Annotated in this window: 17 protein-coding genes, 2 tRNA genes and 1 pseudogene (1 of these 20 running past the window's edge); 15 read left to right on the top strand and 5 right to left on the bottom strand. The window is 44.8% G+C overall.

Going from position 1 to position 16,727, the window contains the following annotated elements; translation table 11 throughout:
• From ABK447_RS17465 to tsaD, 7 genes are all read left to right on the top strand, one after another.
• A tRNA-Met gene (locus ABK447_RS17465) sits at positions 1-53 on the top strand; it begins 24 nt to the left of the window's first position.
• A gap of 10 nt (positions 54-63) precedes the next feature.
• A tRNA-Asp gene (locus ABK447_RS17460) sits at positions 64-140 on the top strand.
• Positions 141-323: 183 nt separating this feature from the next.
• Positions 324-1,301, top strand: a complete 978-nt coding sequence (gene thiL / locus ABK447_RS17455; RefSeq protein WP_033574937.1) for a thiamine-phosphate kinase — start codon at positions 324-326, stop codon at positions 1,299-1,301.
• Between the two features lie 15 nt (positions 1,302-1,316).
• Positions 1,317-1,793, top strand: coding sequence for a tRNA (adenosine(37)-N6)-threonylcarbamoyltransferase complex ATPase subunit type 1 TsaE (gene tsaE / locus ABK447_RS17450; protein WP_007408853.1), 477 nt, complete (start codon positions 1,317-1,319; stop codon positions 1,791-1,793).
• Complete coding sequence (gene tsaB / locus ABK447_RS17445) at positions 1,774-2,463, top strand: tRNA (adenosine(37)-N6)-threonylcarbamoyltransferase complex dimerization subunit type 1 TsaB (protein ID WP_033574938.1); 690 nt, start codon at positions 1,774-1,776, stop codon at positions 2,461-2,463. The genes tsaE and tsaB overlap by 20 nt, the downstream gene beginning before the upstream one ends.
• Positions 2,464-2,473: 10 nt before the next feature.
• Positions 2,474-2,929 (top strand): ribosomal protein S18-alanine N-acetyltransferase, encoded by a 456-nt coding sequence (gene rimI, locus ABK447_RS17440; protein WP_003155993.1) that lies wholly within the window; start codon positions 2,474-2,476, stop codon positions 2,927-2,929.
• Positions 2,922-3,962 carry a tRNA (adenosine(37)-N6)-threonylcarbamoyltransferase complex transferase subunit TsaD gene (gene tsaD / locus ABK447_RS17435; protein ID WP_007408855.1) on the top strand — a complete coding sequence of 347 codons (1,041 nt, stop codon included), beginning with the start codon at positions 2,922-2,924 and terminating at the stop codon, positions 3,960-3,962. The genes rimI and tsaD overlap by 8 nt, the downstream gene beginning before the upstream one ends.
• Before the next feature lie 224 nt (positions 3,963-4,186).
• Here tsaD and abc-f read toward each other — a convergent pair whose 3' ends face one another.
• Complete coding sequence (gene abc-f, locus ABK447_RS17430) at positions 4,187-6,115, bottom strand: ribosomal protection-like ABC-F family protein (protein WP_033574939.1); 1,929 nt, start codon at positions 6,113-6,115, stop codon at positions 4,187-4,189.
• 139 nt (positions 6,116-6,254) lie between these two features.
• Between abc-f and moaC the strand changes: the two genes are divergently transcribed.
• From moaC to tatC, 4 genes are read left to right on the top strand one after another with little or no spacing between them, the layout of a single operon-like run.
• A complete protein-coding gene (moaC, locus tag ABK447_RS17425) occupies positions 6,255-6,767 on the top strand; it encodes a cyclic pyranopterin monophosphate synthase MoaC (protein WP_003155986.1) in 513 nt (170 codons plus the stop codon).
• On the top strand, positions 6,764-7,411 hold the full coding sequence (locus tag ABK447_RS17420) for a redox-sensing transcriptional repressor Rex (RefSeq protein ID WP_003155984.1): 648 nt from the start codon (positions 6,764-6,766) through the stop codon (positions 7,409-7,411). The genes moaC and ABK447_RS17420 overlap by 4 nt, the downstream gene beginning before the upstream one ends.
• A gap of 18 nt (positions 7,412-7,429) precedes the next feature.
• Entirely contained in the window at positions 7,430-7,600 is a 171-nt protein-coding gene (locus ABK447_RS17415) for a twin-arginine translocase TatA/TatE family subunit (RefSeq protein ID WP_003155981.1), read from the top strand.
• Positions 7,601-7,606: 6 nt separating this feature from the next.
• Positions 7,607-8,365, top strand: a complete 759-nt coding sequence (tatC, locus tag ABK447_RS17410) for a twin-arginine translocase subunit TatC (RefSeq protein WP_094032596.1) — start codon at positions 7,607-7,609, stop codon at positions 8,363-8,365.
• Positions 8,366-8,403: 38 nt separating this feature from the next.
• Here tatC and ABK447_RS17405 read toward each other — a convergent pair whose 3' ends face one another.
• The gene (locus ABK447_RS17405; protein ID WP_003155975.1) at positions 8,404-8,595 is read right to left on the bottom strand and encodes a YdiK family protein; all 192 of its coding nucleotides are present in this window, start codon (positions 8,593-8,595) and stop codon (positions 8,404-8,406) included.
• Complete coding sequence (locus ABK447_RS17400; protein WP_007408860.1) at positions 8,592-9,326, bottom strand: CPBP family intramembrane glutamic endopeptidase; 735 nt, start codon at positions 9,324-9,326, stop codon at positions 8,592-8,594. Before ABK447_RS17400 ends, ABK447_RS17405 begins: the two co-directional genes overlap by 4 nt.
• Before the next feature lie 236 nt (positions 9,327-9,562).
• Here ABK447_RS17400 and groES point away from each other — a divergent pair, with 236 nt between their 5' ends.
• From groES to ABK447_RS17380, 4 genes are all read left to right on the top strand, one after another.
• Positions 9,563-9,847 carry a co-chaperone GroES gene (gene groES, locus ABK447_RS17395; protein ID WP_003155970.1) on the top strand — a complete coding sequence of 95 codons (285 nt, stop codon included), beginning with the start codon at positions 9,563-9,565 and terminating at the stop codon, positions 9,845-9,847.
• A gap of 41 nt (positions 9,848-9,888) precedes the next feature.
• Positions 9,889-11,523, top strand: coding sequence for a chaperonin GroEL (groL, locus tag ABK447_RS17390; RefSeq protein WP_003155941.1), 1,635 nt, complete (start codon positions 9,889-9,891; stop codon positions 11,521-11,523).
• Between the two features lie 417 nt (positions 11,524-11,940).
• Positions 11,941-12,513 carry a hypothetical protein gene (locus ABK447_RS17385; RefSeq protein WP_015239293.1) on the top strand — a complete coding sequence of 191 codons (573 nt, stop codon included), beginning with the start codon at positions 11,941-11,943 and terminating at the stop codon, positions 12,511-12,513.
• A 462-nt stretch (positions 12,514-12,975) separates the two neighbouring features.
• On the top strand, positions 12,976-13,365 hold the full coding sequence (locus ABK447_RS17380; RefSeq protein WP_025284353.1) for a hypothetical protein: 390 nt from the start codon (positions 12,976-12,978) through the stop codon (positions 13,363-13,365).
• Between the two features lie 197 nt (positions 13,366-13,562).
• On the opposite strand, the pseudogene ABK447_RS17375 reads toward ABK447_RS17380, so the two are convergent.
• A pseudogene (locus ABK447_RS17375) lies at positions 13,563-15,449 on the bottom strand (NB-ARC domain-containing protein); the annotation flags it as partial.
• Positions 15,450-15,479: 30 nt separating this feature from the next.
• Positions 15,480-16,541 (bottom strand): sorbitol dehydrogenase, encoded by a 1,062-nt coding sequence (gene gutB, locus ABK447_RS17370; protein ID WP_085341788.1) that lies wholly within the window; start codon positions 16,539-16,541, stop codon positions 15,480-15,482.
• Between the last annotated feature and the right edge of the window lie 186 nt (positions 16,542-16,727).

The following is a 16,727-nucleotide window of genomic DNA, read 5'->3' as shown; positions in this document are numbered from 1 at the left end:
TCGTCGGGCTCATAACCCGAAGGTCGCAGGTTCAAATCCTGCCCCCGCAACCAAAAAATAAATGGTCCGGTAGTTCAGTTGGTTAGAATGCCTGCCTGTCACGCAGGAGGTCGCGGGTTCGAGTCCCGTCCGGACCGCCATTTTTATTGTAAACGAAACGATCATGTTTTCGTTTTTTTTTGTGTTTTCTTTTAAATACTGGCAGCTTGGTATCTAACCAAGCTTTCTTTTATATCGTTAAAGTCTTGGATATTGAAACATAATCCGATACACTAGAAAGAGCTGTATTTCACAAGAGCGTCAGAAAGGGAGACGGGAGATATATGGATGAGTTTGATTTGATTCACAGTATTACGCCACATTCGCATTATCATCCTTCCGTCGATGTAGGGATCGGTGATGATGGTGCGGTTTATACAGCATCACCCCATATGCAGCAAATTGTCTGCCTTGATACAATGGTGGAGAATGTCCATTTTAAATTAGAGTATTCCTCTCCTCATGATATCGGTTATAAGGCGCTTGCTGTTAACATTAGTGACGTGGCGGCGATGGGAGGCATTCCGAAGTTTTATTTGGTGTCTCTAGCGGTTCCTTCTTGCTGGCAGAAAGCTGACGTCCAGGCAATGTATGAAGGAATGGCGGAACTGGCGAAACTATATCAAATGGATTTGATCGGGGGAGATACCGTCTCCGCTTCCGGTCAAGCCGTAATTACCGTTACTGTCATCGGAGAAGTTGAGAAGGATTGCGCTTGTCTGCGAAGCTCGGCAAGACCCGGAGATGCTGTGTTTGTTACAGGGGATATCGGTTCGTCCGCAGCAGGACTGTCTCTTTTATTGGGAGAAACACTCCCTTCTGCTTTTCATACGACTGATTATTTTATCCAAAAACATAAACGGCCCGTTCCGAGAGTTCAGGTCGGCCGCTTCTGCTCTCAGCTTCAGCGCGCGGCTCTGAATGATATCAGTGACGGATTGGCCAGTGAGCTGCATGAAATAGCTGCGGCAAGTTCAGTTACGATAGAAATTAAAGAACAACTTCTGCCGGTGCATCCGGATTTGCCTGAGGCAGATTCTGAGTGGAAGAAATGGGTGTTATTCGGCGGTGAAGATTTTGAATTGGTTGGAACGGTTTCTCAGCAAGAGTGGACCTCTTTGCTTGATTACTGCACTCAATCGGGCATTCCGATTGCGAAGATAGGAGCGGTATCTGAACGGAAGGAAGCATGTGTTCTTTTGACAGCCAATGATCAGAGACAAATCGTCCTTGAGAAAAAAGGATACAATCATTTTAAATAAGACGGGTGACTCACTTTGAAGACATTACAATGGAGAACGAAAAACCCCGAAGAAACGAAAGCCGTAGCCAAGCTTGCCGCTTCTTTGGCAAAGCCGGGAGACATTTTGACACTGGAAGGCGACTTAGGCGCGGGAAAAACGACTTTTACAAAGGGTTTTGCCGAAGGACTGGGAATCACGAGAGTGGTAAACAGCCCGACTTTTACAATTATAAAAGAATACCATGACGGTTCGCTTCCTCTATATCATATGGATGTGTATCGTATGGAGGATGAAAGCGAAGACTTAGGGCTTGAAGAATATTTTGAGGGACAAGGCGTCTGTTTAATTGAATGGGCTCATTTAATTCAGGATCAGCTGCCTGCTGAACGGCTGCAGATCGTCATCACAAGAGCCGGTGATGAGGCAAGGGACATTACCTTTACGGCTTGCGGAACACGGTATGAAACGCTTTGTGAGGAGATAAATAAACATGACAATACTGGCAATTGATACGTCAAATTACACACTGGGTGCCGCGCTCGTTCGTGACAAAACGGTGATGGCGGAGTATATTACATATTTAAAAAAGAATCATTCCGTGCGGGCCATGCCTGCTGTCAATTCATTGCTGAAGGATTGCGGCCTAACACCGCAGGACCTTACGAAAATAGCGGTGGCGAAAGGACCGGGTTCGTACACAGGTGTCAGAATCGGTGTGACGCTGGCAAAAACATTGGCATGGTCGCTGAAGCTTCCGGTTTCCGCTGTCTCGAGTCTGGAGGTGCTGGCGGCTAACGGACGGCACTTTCAAGGACTGATCTGCCCGTTATTTGATGCCCGGCGCGGACAGGTATATACGGGGCTTTATGAATATCAGGACGGCCGATTACGATCCGTTATTCCTGATCAGAATGTCCTTTTGACTGATTGGCTCGGCATGCTGAAAGAAAAAGCGTCTCCGGTTTTATTTTTAGGGCACGATACAGCCATTCATGAAGAAACCATTCTTCATGAATTGACATCTCAAGCAGTGATTGGAACGGCTGCACAGCATAATCCGCGGCCGTCAGAGCTGGCGTTTTTAGGCTTGGAAAAAGAGGAAGCGGATGTCCACAGCCTTGTTCCGGATTATTTGCGTCTGGCAGAGGCTGAAGCGAAGTGGATGGAATCTCAAAAATAGGGTGATAGGGATGAAAACGAAAACGGCGATTCGAAGCATGCGGCCGGAAGATATTGATCAAATTTATGAAATTGAAACAGCATCCTTTACTTCTCCGTGGACGAAGGATTCATTTTATCATGAGCTTTTGGAAAATCCGTATGCCCACTACCTTGTCATTGAAAAGGACGGCTGTCTGGCGGGGTATTGCGGAATCTGGATTATTATAGATGACGCGCAGATTACGAACATAGCCATTAAGCCGGAATATCGGGGCCAATCATTGGGAGAAGCGTTGTTTCGCTCTGCGATAGAATTGTGCAGAGAAAAAAAGGCAAGAAGGCTCTCTCTCGAAGTCAGGGTCTCAAATCATCCCGCCCAATCCTTATATAAAAAATTCGGTCTTCAGGCCGGAGGAATCAGAAAACAATACTATACAGATAACGGAGAAGATGCGTTATTAATGTGGGTGACATTACATGAGTGAAAAACAAGATATTTATGTATTAGGAATCGAAACAAGCTGTGATGAAACAGCGGCCTCAGTCGTAAAAAACGGGAATGAAATTATTTCAAACGTTGTCGCTTCTCAAATTGAAAGCCATAAACGTTTCGGCGGGGTCGTGCCTGAAATAGCGTCCAGACATCATGTGGAGCAGATTACCCTTGTGATTGAGGAAGCTCTTTCAAAAGCGGAGATGGGCTTTGATGATCTTGATGCGATTGCCGTAACGGAAGGACCCGGACTTGTCGGAGCCCTGTTAATCGGAGTCAATGCGGCAAAGGCGTTAAGCTTTGCCCATCAAATACCGTTAGTCGGCGTCCATCACATCGCGGGCCATATTTATGCAAACAGGCTGATAGGAGAGCTTCAATTCCCGGCGCTTGCTTTGGTTGTGTCAGGCGGACATACGGAATTGGTTTATATGAAAGAGCACGGTTCATTCGAGGTTATCGGTGAAACACTGGATGATGCCGCAGGCGAAGCTTACGATAAAGTGGCAAGAACGATGGGGCTTCCTTATCCGGGAGGGCCGCAGATTGATAAGCTGGCTGCTGTGGGAACGGATTCCATTCCGCTTCCGCGTGCGTGGCTGGAAGAAGGGTCTTACAATTTCAGCTTCAGCGGCCTGAAGTCAGCCGTGATTAACACGCTTCATAACGCCTCGCAAAAAAATGAGGTGATTCCTCCGGAGGATCTTGCCGCAAGCTTTCAGCAGAGTGTCATTGATGTACTGACGGCAAAAACCTCTAAGGCCGCGAAAGAATACGGGGTTAAACAAGTGCTGCTGGCAGGGGGCGTAGCCGCTAACAAAGGGCTGAGAGCCGCACTGCAGCAGGAATTCAGCCATTCGGGAGATCCCGAGCTTATCATCCCGCCGCTTTCTTTATGCACGGACAATGCAGCGATGATTGCGGCTGCCGGAACCGTTGCTTTTGAAAAGGGGATTCGGGGCTCATATGATATGAACGGACAGCCCGGTTTGGAATTAACATCCTTTGATCGTCTCACGTTGTAAAACATGAGGCTTTTTTTTACTTATTAACAGATAATTCTAACATATCCACAGGATTGTGAATATATCCAAAAATCCAGGCTGGATAAGGGGCTGTAAGTTGTTAGTAAAGTGGATAAAGTCAGAAAATTTTGTGGATAGTGTGTATAAAACGTTTACCTACATGGCTGACAAGGAGGATAGCTGTGGATAAAAAAGCACCCCCTTAAAGAGGTGCTTGACTTTTTCTATTCTTCTGAGGAGAGTTCCTCCCATTCTGCTAATAAGTTTTCGAGCTCTTGATTCAGAGCTTCATTCTCCGCATGAATGGTCTGTACCTTTTCATGATCCTGATACACGTCAGGATCGCACAGCAGCTCCTCATTGGCGCTGATTTTCTCTTCGGCGGATGAGACGGCAGCTTCAATTTCTTCAATGCGTCTCAGGCGCTGCCGTTCTTTCTTCTTCCATTCTTTTTCTTCCTCGTAAGTTCTTTTCGTATCCTGTTTGACCTTGCCGGCAGGCTGAGCCTGCTCTTTTTCCTGCCGCTTCATTTCTTCCAGTTCCAGCTGCTGGGCTTTTTTCTCGGTGTAATAGTCATAGTCACCCAAATATTCTTCTGCATGATCAGGTGACAGCTCCAGCACTCTTGTGGCGATCCTGTTAATAAAGTAGCGGTCATGCGATACAAATAACAGTGTTCCCGGGTAGTCAATCAGGGCGTTTTCCAGCACCTCTTTACTGTCCAGGTCAAGGTGGTTTGTCGGTTCATCAAGGATGAGAAAGTTTGCTTTTTGCAGCATCAGCTTGGCAAGCGCGACTCTTGCTTTCTCACCGCCGCTTAGAGAACGGACAGGTTTCAGGACATCGTCTCCGCTGAACAGGAAGTTGCCGAGGCATGTCCTGATCTCTTTTTCCGGCATGTCCGGATATTCATCCCACAGCTCGTCCAGCACGCGTTTGGACGAGGTCAGTTCAGCCTGCTCCTGATCATAATAGCCGATTGTGACATTGGAACCGTACGTGATCGATCCGGATTCGGGGCTGAGCGTGTTCATAATGGTTTTCAGCAAGGTTGATTTGCCGATTCCGTTCGGTCCGACGAGGGCGGCGCTTTCGCCTCTTGTAATGCCGAAGGTCAGGTTTTTCAAGAGCGGCGGCTGGCCGTCATAGCTGATGGAAACATCCTGTACGCGCAGGACGTCGTTTCCGCTCTGTTTTGTAATGTCAAAACGGAAGGCGGCTGATTTTTCATCACCGAGCGGCTTTGCCATGACGTCCATCCGTTCAAGCTGTTTTCGTCTGCTTTGGGCTCTTTTCGTTGTAGAAGCTCTGGCCAGATTGCGGTCGACAAAATCTTGAAGCTTGGCGATTTCGTCCTGCTGTTTTTCATACAGCTTCAGGTCTTTCTCGTACTGCTCAGCTTTTTGTTCTAAATAGGCGCTGTAGTTGCCGAGATATTTTTTACTTTCTGTCCGTGAGACCTCGTACACTTGGCTGACGACTTTATCAAGAAAGTATCTGTCGTGGGAGACGATCAGAATGGCGCCTGAATATCCCTGTAAATAATGCTCAAGCCATGTAAGCGTATCGATGTCGAGATGGTTCGTCGGTTCATCCAGAATAAGCAGATCAGGCTGGGTCAGCAGCAGTTTTCCGAGCGCAAGTCTTGTTTTCTGGCCGCCGCTCAGGCTTTGCACTTTCACGGAATCGTCAAATTTTCCGAAGCCGAGGCCGTGAAGGATAGATCGGACATCCGCTTCATATTGATAGCCGCCTTTATCCTTGAAATCTTGCTGAAGCCTGTCATAGGTTTTCATCAGCGTCTCAAGATCCGCGGGGGCGGCCGTGGCCATCTTTTCTTCAATAGAGCGCATCTCTTTTTCCATTGCTTTCAGGAAATCAAAAACGCTCAGCAGTTCTTCTTTTATGGTAAGCTGGGATTCCAAGCCTGTGTGCTGGGCAAGGTATCCCATCGTTAATTCTTTCGGTTTGATTAATTCACCCTTTTCATATGAAAGGTGACCTGCGATAATTTTAAGGAGAGTTGATTTGCCGGCTCCGTTTCTGCCTACTATGGCGATGCGATCCCGAGATCTGACTTCAAGCTTTATATTGTTTAAAATAGGATCAGCGCCAAAAGATTTGGATAGCTGATTAATTTGTAAGATCATCATATTATTTCACCTCTGTTATAATAAGTTAAGTGTAGCTTATCAACCTGCTGTCAGCAAACAATACATCAGAATTGGAACATTATAGGATAAGACATCAGGGAGAAAATAGTGTATGATCAGAAGTAAGGAGAGTTTAAATATGAATGGATTTTCTCATTTTAATGAAGAAGGCCGTGCCCGCATGGTGGATATAAGCGATAAATCTTCAACAGTCCGTACTGCCGCTGCGATATCCAGCGTACACATGAAGCATGACGTGTACAGCAGAATCAAAAACCGCGAGATCGGAAAAGGAGACGTGCTGGCTGTCGCACAGGTGGCCGGAATTATGGCCGCAAAGCAGACGTCAGCGATTATCCCGATGTGCCACCCGCTTTCTTTAAGCAGCGTCGACATTTCATTCGGCTGGGAGGAAAAGGATTCCGAAGCCGTTCTTCATATACAGGCTAGCGTAAAAACGAAAGGGAGTACAGGTGTGGAAATGGAAGCGCTAACTTCCGCTTCAGTCTGCGCTTTGACCGTGTATGACATGTGTAAGGCGCTGGATAAAGGAATGGTCATCGGCCCGACCTGCCTCATGGAAAAAACAGGAGGCAAAAACGGTGATTTTAAAAGAGATGCATCTGAGTATAAAGTGGAGGACCAATCATGAACAAGGATCAATCAAAAATTCCACAGGCGACGGCAAAACGGCTGCCGCTTTATTATCGCTTTTTAAAGAATTTACACGCGTCAGGAAAACAGCGCGTTTCATCAGCTGAACTGAGCGACGCGGTAAAAGTCGATTCGGCCACGATCCGCCGGGATTTTTCCTATTTCGGGGCGCTCGGCAAAAAAGGATACGGCTATAATGTGGATTACCTGCTGTCATTTTTCAGAAAAACACTGGATCAGGATGAAACGACGAACGTCATTTTGATCGGTGTCGGGAATTTAGGGACGGCGTTTCTTCACTATAATTTCACAAAAAATAATAACACAAAAATATCTATGGCTTTTGATGTGAATCAGAGTAAAATAGGAACTGAGGTAGGCGGTGTGCCTGTCTTTGATCTTAATGATTTAGAGCTTCACATTAAGGATGAACCCGTGGCGATTCTTACCGTTCCGGCGGTTGCCGCCCAGTCAATCACCGACCGGCTCGTGTCGCTCGGAATCAAGGGAATCCTTAACTTTACGCCGGCCCGTTTGAATGTGCCGGATCACATTCGAATTCATCATATAGATTTAGCTGTAGAGCTTCAATCATTGGTTTATTTCTTGAAGCATTATTCTGTTTTGGAAGAAATTGAATAGCGAAAGGAGGAGCTGCACATGATCGGTCCTGGAAGCCTGGCGGTTATCGGTGTGGTGGCGGTGATTATTTTCGGTCCGAAGAAGCTTCCCGAATTAGGAAAAGCGGCGGGGGACACGCTTCGTGAATTTAAGAACGCTACTAAGGGATTAGCCGGTGAAGAAGAGGAAAAAAAGAAAGAAGAACAGTAAGATAGGATGACGCGTATGAGAGTGAATCAAATGACGCTTGTGGAGCATATTGCCGAACTTCGGAAACGATTGCTGATTGTGGCGTTATCCTTTACGGTTTTCTTTATTGCCGGCTTTTTTCTGGCAAAACCTATCATTGTGTATCTTCAAAAAGCCGATGAAGTAAAAGAGCTCACCCTTAATGCTTTTAACCTGACGGATCCGCTGTTTATCTTTTTGCAGTTCGCGTTTATCATCGGCATCATTTTGACTTCGCCGATTATTCTCTATCAGATTTGGGCGTTTGTCAGCCCGGGCCTGTATGAGAAGGAGCGCAAAGTAACACTCAGCTATATTCCGATTTCGATCGTGCTGTTTGTCGGCGGTGTGTCGTTTTCTTATTATATTTTATTTCCGCTGGTCGTTGATTTTATGAAGCGGGTCTCGAATGACCTCGATGTCAACCAGGTGATCGGGATCACCGAGTACTTTCATTTTCTGCTGCAGCTGACGATTCCGTTCGGACTGCTGTTTCAGATGCCGGTGCTGATCATGTTTTTAACGAGACTCGGTGTTATCACGCCGATGTTTTTATCGAAGATCAGGAAGTACGCGTATTTTGTGCTGCTTGTGATCGCCGCGATGATTGCGCCGCCTGAGCTGCTGTCTCACTTGATGATTACCATTCCGCTTTGCATTTTATATGAGATCAGCATTCTTATCTCAAAAGCGGCGTATCGGAAAAGGCAGACCAGCAGTGAATCCGATCAGGACGTATCAGCATAAAAAAAGCCATTTCTCAATGATGAGAAATGGCTTTTCTTTTATTTTTGATTTTTCTTCACTTTAAATGAGAAAGCGAACATTTTAAACGAGATGCTGATATTATAAGCGGCGAAAACCATCAGCAGTATGGAATAAAAAGACCACATGCTTCCCGGAGAGCTTGCGGCCAAATACGTAAAGATACAGCCGACTGCGAAATAAATCAAGCCCCAAGTCATTGGGTTCCTCATACAAACAATCCTCCAATAATTAATTGCATTTGCTCACTATGCTGTTCAATATATTTTTGGGCGGGGCCGAGCTGCATGACCACGACAATGGTATTCATCATGACATGGGCGAATATCGGCACAATAATCCGTTTCGTCTGCACATACAAGAACGCAAAGGTAAAGCCCATGGCCGTATACAGCAGCAGGTGCGTGAGGTCTTGGTGCACAATGCCGAAAATGACGGAACTGATCAGTCCGGCGATAAAGAAATTCGTTTTTTCATATAATACACCGAAAATGATCTTCCGGAAAATGATTTCTTCAAGAATCGGCCCGACGATAGAAGAAACGATAATCATGAGCGGCATGGCTTTAATAATGCTGAGAATGGCTTTCGTGTTTTCGGAACCGCTGCCCACATGAAAGACATACTGCTCAATCATCCCGGCGATTCCCTGAGAAAATAAAGCGAGCCATATTCCCGCGACCGCCCAGAGAACGGACATGCCGGCGGATGCTTTCTTCCCGTTTCTTAATGTCTGCTTCGGCGCGGTTCTCAAAATCAAGAGAACGATAATCAGGCAGATAAAAAAGCTTACGACGGAATAAATCCCCTGAGCCATGGTGAGATTCGCATTCGTAGGGTGCCCGCCCGCATAGCCGAATTTGTACATTAAAGGAATGCCGATCAATGCGGAAAGCTGCATGATAACATATGTCAAAATGATATACCAATACTGTTTTCTCAAATGATATGTACTCCTTTATCCTATAAAATCAACTTATTTGTTCTTATTGTAACACAAGTGAACTTGACGTGAAAAAAGGAGAAAATCAGTGTGAGAGAGAATCATGTAAGCGTGAAAATTTTTTATTCTTATGACTTGAAATTGGAAGTGAGATTCTTTATTATAATAACTGTGTTAGCACTCTTTAGAGCTGAGTGCTAAAATTACATATTCATACTATTGAGGAGGTTATTACATTGTTAAAGCCATTAGGTGATCGCGTTGTCATTGAACTCGTAGAATCTGAAGAAAAAACTGCCAGCGGAATCGTATTACCGGATTCTGCAAAAGAAAAGCCGCAAGAAGGCAAAATCGTGGCAGCCGGTTCAGGTCGCGTGTTGGAAAGCGGAGAGCGCGTTGCTTTAGAAGTAAAAGAGGGCGACCGCATTATCTTCTCAAAATACGCCGGTACTGAAGTGAAATACGAAGGTACTGAATACTTAATCTTACGTGAAAGCGACATTTTAGCTGTAATCGGCTAAGCAAATAAATATTTTTAAAAATTCGAGGAGGTTTCGTTAACATGGCAAAAGATATTAAGTTTAGTGAAGAAGCACGCCGCGCTATGCTTCGCGGTGTCGATGCGCTTGCTGACGCTGTAAAAGTAACTTTAGGGCCAAAAGGACGCAACGTGGTTCTGGAGAAAAAATTCGGTTCTCCGTTAATTACAAATGACGGTGTGACAATCGCAAAAGAAATTGAACTTGAAGATGCGTTTGAAAACATGGGTGCGAAGCTTGTAGCTGAAGTAGCCAGCAAAACAAACGACGTTGCCGGTGACGGTACGACGACTGCGACTGTACTTGCGCAGGCTATGATCCGCGAAGGCCTTAAAAACGTAACTGCGGGGGCTAACCCTGTCGGCGTGCGTAAAGGTATGGAACAAGCCGTGACTGTAGCAATCGAAAACTTAAAAGAAATTTCTAAGCCGATCGAAGGCAAAGAGTCTATCGCTCAGGTTGCTGCGATCTCTGCTGCTGATGAGGAAGTCGGAAGCCTTATCGCTGAAGCAATGGAGCGCGTAGGAAACGACGGCGTCATCACAATCGAAGAGTCTAAAGGATTCACAACTGAGCTTGAAGTTGTGGAAGGTATGCAATTCGACCGCGGATATGCGTCTCCTTACATGGTGACTGACTCTGATAAGATGGAAGCGGTTCTCGATAATCCATACATCTTAATCACAGACAAAAAAATCACAAACATTCAAGAAATCCTTCCTGTGCTTGAGCAAGTTGTACAGCAAGGCAAACCATTGCTTCTGATCGCTGAAGATGTTGAAGGTGAAGCTCTTGCTACACTCGTTGTCAACAAACTTCGCGGCACATTCAACGCTGTTGCCGTTAAAGCTCCTGGCTTCGGTGACCGCCGTAAAGCAATGCTTGAAGACATCTCTGTTCTTACTGGCGGAGAAGTAATCACAGAAGACTTAGGCCTTGATCTGAAATCTACTGAAATCGGACAATTGGGACGCGCTTCTAAAGTTGTGGTAACGAAAGAAAACACAACAATCGTAGAAGGCGCCGGCGACACTGAAAAAATCGCTGCACGCGTCAACCAAATCCGCGCTCAAGTGGAAGAAACAACTTCTGAATTCGACAGAGAAAAATTACAAGAGCGTCTTGCGAAACTTGCTGGCGGCGTAGCTGTCATCAAAGTCGGCGCTGCGACTGAAACTGAGCTGAAAGAGCGTAAACTTCGCATCGAAGACGCACTCAACTCCACTCGCGCAGCTGTTGAAGAAGGCATCGTATCCGGCGGTGGTACAGCGCTAGTCAACGTATACAACAAAGTCGCTGCAGTGGAAGCTGAAGGCGATGCGCAAACAGGTATCAACATCGTGCTTCGCGCGCTTGAAGAGCCGATCCGTCAAATCGCGCACAATGCTGGTCTTGAAGGATCTGTCATCGTTGAGCGCCTGAAAAACGAAAAAATCGGCGTAGGCTTCAACGCTGCAACTGGCGAATGGGTAAACATGATCGAAAAAGGTATCGTTGACCCGACAAAAGTGACACGTTCTGCTCTGCAAAACGCAGCTTCTGTAGCAGCAATGCTCTTAACAACTGAAGCCGTTGTCGCTGACAAACCGGAAGAAAACGCCGGCGGCGCAGGAATGCCTGACATGGGCGGCATGGGCGGTATGGGCGGCATGATGTAAAAAATTATGATCCCTGTTTGGACATAAGGGGTTGCCAGATGTAATGCCATACGAGGTCTCTCACAAGTTCAATGAATTTGTGAGGGGCTTTTTTTATTTCTATCATTCATCTCAAATTACGAATGAATGATGCTAATTTATTTAAGTTAGCATCGGCTATAGTACAAGATACTCTCAATTTTCCAAAAACAGATTTAATAATTCATTTGAAGCAGTTACTAAGGATGCAGAGTGCTATTTAAACACCAACAATCCTGTCTATCTGAAATTTAAACATCATTTTACTGTTAATAATTATACCCAAGAGGATGGTCAAACAATTGCACAAGCATTTGCAGATTGCCTTAAAGAAAAATAAAATCTGAATAATTAATTCTTCCCAAAAGTAATGCACATTATGAGGGGGCGCATATCATTGTGATACAGTTAAAGATTATATATAAGGCAGTATTAATAATTTTAATAAGTGCCTGTTTATTATTGTTTAATGGATGGTATTTTCATAAATGTATTATTGATCCGCATTACTACCAATTAACAGATTTTTCGGAAGAAGATATTCAAATTTTTGAGCATTTTTATAATATTGATCTACCTTCAAACACGAAGTTTATTAAAGCAGAGCAATTTGAAACAGGGGTAGGTAATTATTCTGCGATTTTGTACGTAGCATTACCTGCCAAAAAGGTAAAGCCTTTAGTTTCTGACTATTCTTATATGCCTATCTTTTATAACAATAGGTATACAGTATTTTATGGTGTTAATATTACAAGCAGCAATAAGGAAACAGCACAAATTACATTTGGAGCAGACGATAGTTCGCTGAATGGTTCTTTATGGAGTAAGCAAGTAAGGAATCTCTTAGAATCGAAAGGGAAGTATATTGGCGTTTCAGATGAAACTTATGTTATTTCTGCGTTTTTAATTAACGTCGTTTTTATTGCATTACTTGTTTGGATCTTGAAAAAGAGCAGAAGAACTAGAGTTTGAATTAAGAAATATTTGAACTCACCAGCATAATGTTGATTAGGAATACTTAAGGGTATATCGGACAGAAAGAGTTTTCATTGCACAGATCTTTATTAAATAATAACACTAAACCAATTTTAAATGCAGTTCAAGGGTATTAGAATAGTCTTGTTTAATAGTATGGAAGGAAAGAGAAAGGGGAAACATGAGGAACTTATCATGCTGTTATTCACATTGTGTTTTCTACCCCATATCCATTGGGCGCTTGGAAGGACACCTTGGCAAAGGTTTTATAGATGATACTATACTTCAAATTTTAAGCTTCATTTCACAAAAATCTTAAATTTGCATTAATATTATAAATTTCTATCATACTTATTCATTTCTCGGAAGAAAGATATGGAAAAACCTCTGTTTTTTTAGGAAAATATGTTATTATAATTTTGGATTTAAAATATTAAAAAGAAAAGAGGAATTCTAAAGATGAAAAAGTTAGTAATGACCCTGTTTACAGCAGTACTTTTGGGAGTTGCTATTTTCGCAGGTGGGTCAGAAGCCTTAGCTATGGATTCGAAAGGTACAATCAAATTTAAAACAGATGCTAATACATATACGAAAAGTGCTACTTCCATTGTAGTTACGGGTACTTTGGCTAGGGATTTAGATAATGGCTTTTCAGTAATTATCTTAAATAATAAAGGTAAAGTATTTGCCAGAAAAGATATTTCGCATAGTATTGGTTCACGTAATTTTCGTGTGAGTTTTTCAACGAAAAATCTTCCTGCAGGTAAGTATGATGTGCAAGTTGGACAGGATTGGGGAGGAAGATATTGGTCAGGTGAACTAAAACATTATATTACAGTACAGCATTAATACGGCTGTATAAGTATTAACCTCTTGTTGTTAAAAAGTTTAACTTTAGAAATTTGTTTTCTGTGAAAAATTAATTTTTCAATCAAGGTATCTTAATCAATTTACTGTACTGATAAAGATACCTTTTTATCTTTAAAAACAACAAGGTCATGAGTGTTTTTCAAAGCTCTTACCGCTAGCCGCAATGTATTTGTCTTTTAAATGAGAATATCCATTTGCTCCACCTCACCCCGAATCCCAATCCCAGGCTCCCACGAATCAATCAGACGAATCGCCTTTTGATTAGCTTCTATCGCTTTCGTAGTTTCTCCTTTTCGATACAACAGCTGTGCCATTCCGTAATGATAGTAAATCAGTTCAACTTGATTGGCGTTGTGTTTGTCATAGAGCATTTGTTCAAAGGCTTTTTCCGCTTTTTCGAGTTGATCACACTTGACGTAAGCCATGCCCAGGTTAAAATAGGCTTCTATCGTTTTTTCGCCGCCGTATGCGGCGCTGGTGGTGTTTGCCGCTTCGTATAATGTGATGGCTTCTTCGTAGTGAGAGCGGGCGAAACTCAGGTCGCCGCGGACCAGAAGAACCCTGTGCCGGATAATGGGCGAGACGGGCTGATCTTTGATGCCGTCCAGCATTGCTGCCGCTTTGTCCGGTTCTCCGATTTTTAACAGCAGCCTTGCTTGCAGGGCGATTCCCCATACTTTCAAGTCATCGTGATCCGGCGCGCCTGATTGTTCGAGTATCTTCAGGCCGGCTTCTATTTGCCTGAGAGCTTCGTCTGAATCGTTGACTTCCATCAGCGCCCAGCCTGCCGTGTCGATCCGAAAGTAAGCTTCCCGTGTGTGTTCGCCTGATTGATGGGCGGCATCGGCAGCTTTTAATCCGTATTCGATTCGCAGGGGCAGGCTGATTCTGCTTAGAAAATGGCTGATACGGATGATGAGTTTGATCAGGATTTCATGTTGTCCGGTTTCGCTCGACCATTCGATGACCTTCAGGATATTCGGCCATTCCTTTTTCATTTGCTCTAAATTCCGTCCCAGCAGGTAGCTCCAATAGATGGAATTCGGCTGTTCCCGTTTTATATGGGTTTCCGCATAATCCATATAATAATGCGCCCAGCGGCTTCGGGCTTCTTTTGCAAAATCATGATTTTCGGATAAGTGCTGTTCTCCGTAAGCGACAACAGTTTGATGGGCTGAATATTGAATTCTTCCTTCGCTTCGTTCCGGCTGTATTAAAGCATATGACCGCATTTGCTCAATCGCGTAATGAAAACGGCGGGCGTCTAATCCGGCCGCTTGAGCCAAGCTTTTTTCGTCAGGGGGTTTAGCGAAAAAGCAAAGCGTCTGCCATAGTTTTCGTGTGTCTTCATGACATCTGTCCCATGTGCGGCCAAAGAGAACCTCAAACAATTCCAATAATGAGTAACCCGCTTGTTTAAGCTCTTGAATGAGCTGGGGAGCGGGGATGTCGTCGTCTGACATGTATGCAATGCTGAGTGCCATGGCCTTCGGGTTGCCGGCGGCTGCCGAGACAAATTCATTCTTAAGGTCAGGCGATAGCTGCAACAGCTGCTCCAGCTTTTCCCGTTTATGCGGGAGATTGCATGTTTGCAGACAGCGATGCACTTCTTGATGAAAAAAATCAAGGGCATCCGTTTGTTCAAGACCGCTCAGCTGGATGGCCGCCAGTTCTCCGAAGCCGTCCCGGTATGTCTGTTTTACATTTTCACGTGCCGTAAGGAGGACTTTTACGCCTTGCGGAAGGCCGATGATAAATTCGTGAATGTCACGTTCCGCTGTATCAATGCCGTCAACGATCAGCAGCACGGGTTTTTCACTTGCATGAGCGGCTAATGCATTGCGGACAACGAACCGTTTTTCGTTAATGGATTTGTCGATTTGTTCGGTGCGTCCGAGCTGGTAGGCAATCGTGTTTAAAAAATCGCTGAAGCTTAATCCTTTCCAGTCAGCGCTGATCCAGATGATGCTGTTGAATGCCGGCCAATCTGGTGAACCGCCGGCACAAAGGTAGGCTGCTTCAAGAGCGATTGTTGTTTTTCCCATGCCGGCCCAGCCGGTGAGAGGGAGAATGCAAAGATCCTCCCCGTTCACTCAGCGATTTGGATACACCATCACTTTTAAGCATTCATTTTTGTATTGAAAGGCCCGTTCCATCGCCTCTTGCGTCTTCTCCAGCGGATATTGGTCCGTTACAAGATGCTTCGTGTCCACTATGCCGGAAGCGAGAAATTCAATTCCCTTCGGATACGTATTCGCATAACGGAAGATTCCGTATATATCAATCTCGTTATCTGCAATAAACGGCACATTGAGCGGAATCTCGTTCTGAGAAGGCAAACCGACAATCGCCAGTTTTCCGCCCCGGCGCACGGAAGCCAGTGCGGATTGCAATGCCGCCGGATTCCCCGCTGTTTCCCAGGCAGCATCAACGCCTCTGCCATTCGTGATCGTTTTGATTTCTTCACCGGCATCCTGTTCCCGGACATTGATGACATGAGTCGCTCCCATTTTTTTCGCAGCTTCTAACCGCAGCGGCTCCAAGTCGGTCACAATGATTGTGCCTGCCCCGTATGCTTTCGCTGCCGCAACGGCCATTAATCCTACAGGCCCCATTCCCATAATCGCAATTGTTGATCCGGGCTGAAGCTTTGTTCTCGCGGCCGCATGAATGCCGACAGAAAACGGTTCGATCAAAGCCGCATCTTCATAGGATAGTGAATCCGGAATCGAGAAAACAAAGTCCTGACGCATTTTGATATATTGGACAAACGCGCCGTCAACCGGCGGTGTCGCCAAAAACTGTACATCCGGGCAAAGATTATAACGCCCCTCCTTACACGCCTCACAGCGTCCGCATGTGACACCGGGTTCGACGGCGACACGGTCTCCCACCTTGAATTGATCGACAGACGATCCGACGGCGGCAATTTCTCCCGCACATTCATGACCGAGGATAAATGGTTTTTCCACTACATAATTGCCTATTCTGCCATTTGTATAGTAATGCAGATCAGATCCGCAAATTCCGACAGCCATCACCTTAATCAACACTTCATCATGATTGATTTCAGGCACGGGCAATGTTTCGATTTTGATTTCTCTCGTGTTGTGCATAACCGCCGCTTTCATGTTTTGAGGCACTGTGTGAGTCATTTGGCAAAATCCTTTCTCTGCTCTGAAATGTAAGTGCATACATTTTTATTTTCTCTGTTACTGCCCCTATTTTATCTGCTTTTCCATACGTTCAACAGCCTTTCCTGCTGTATAAAAGGACAGCCGCACTGTACTTTTTATTTTTTCATATACAAAAAACACTGAATTGATAAAATAGTACTAATA

It is taken from the genome of Bacillus sp. hwrm1 (genome assembly GCF_040207805.1).
GTDB lineage: Bacteria > Bacillota > Bacilli > Bacillales > Bacillaceae > Bacillus > Bacillus velezensis.
The sequence above is the reverse complement of the archived record's forward strand: the minus strand, read 5'-3'. Positions and strand labels throughout refer to the sequence as shown.

Bases quoted from the DNA above. Each gene is read 5' to 3' on its own strand.
- thiL (WP_033574937.1), top strand. From the start codon at position 324: ATGGATGAGTTTGATTTGATTCACAGTATTACGCCACATTCGCATTAT.
- tsaB (WP_033574938.1), top strand. From the start codon at position 1,774: ATGACAATACTGGCAATTGATACGTCAAATTACACACTGGGTGCCGCG.
- rimI (WP_003155993.1), top strand. From the start codon at position 2,474: ATGAAAACGAAAACGGCGATTCGAAGCATGCGGCCGGAAGATATTGAT.
- tsaD (WP_007408855.1), top strand. From the start codon at position 2,922: ATGAGTGAAAAACAAGATATTTATGTATTAGGAATCGAAACAAGCTGT.
- abc-f (WP_033574939.1), bottom strand. From the start codon at position 6,115: ATGATGATCTTACAAATTAATCAGCTATCCAAATCTTTTGGCGCTGAT.
- moaC (WP_003155986.1), top strand. From the start codon at position 6,255: ATGAATGGATTTTCTCATTTTAATGAAGAAGGCCGTGCCCGCATGGTG.
- ABK447_RS17420 (WP_003155984.1), top strand. From the start codon at position 6,764: ATGAACAAGGATCAATCAAAAATTCCACAGGCGACGGCAAAACGGCTG.
- ABK447_RS17415 (WP_003155981.1), top strand. From the start codon at position 7,430: ATGATCGGTCCTGGAAGCCTGGCGGTTATCGGTGTGGTGGCGGTGATT.
- tatC (WP_094032596.1), top strand. From the start codon at position 7,607: ATGACGCGTATGAGAGTGAATCAAATGACGCTTGTGGAGCATATTGCC.
- ABK447_RS17405 (WP_003155975.1), bottom strand. From the start codon at position 8,595: ATGAGGAACCCAATGACTTGGGGCTTGATTTATTTCGCAGTCGGCTGT.
- groL (WP_003155941.1), top strand. From the start codon at position 9,889: ATGGCAAAAGATATTAAGTTTAGTGAAGAAGCACGCCGCGCTATGCTT.
- ABK447_RS17380 (WP_025284353.1), top strand. From the start codon at position 12,976: ATGAAAAAGTTAGTAATGACCCTGTTTACAGCAGTACTTTTGGGAGTT.
- gutB (WP_085341788.1), bottom strand. From the start codon at position 16,541: ATGACTCACACAGTGCCTCAAAACATGAAAGCGGCGGTTATGCACAAC.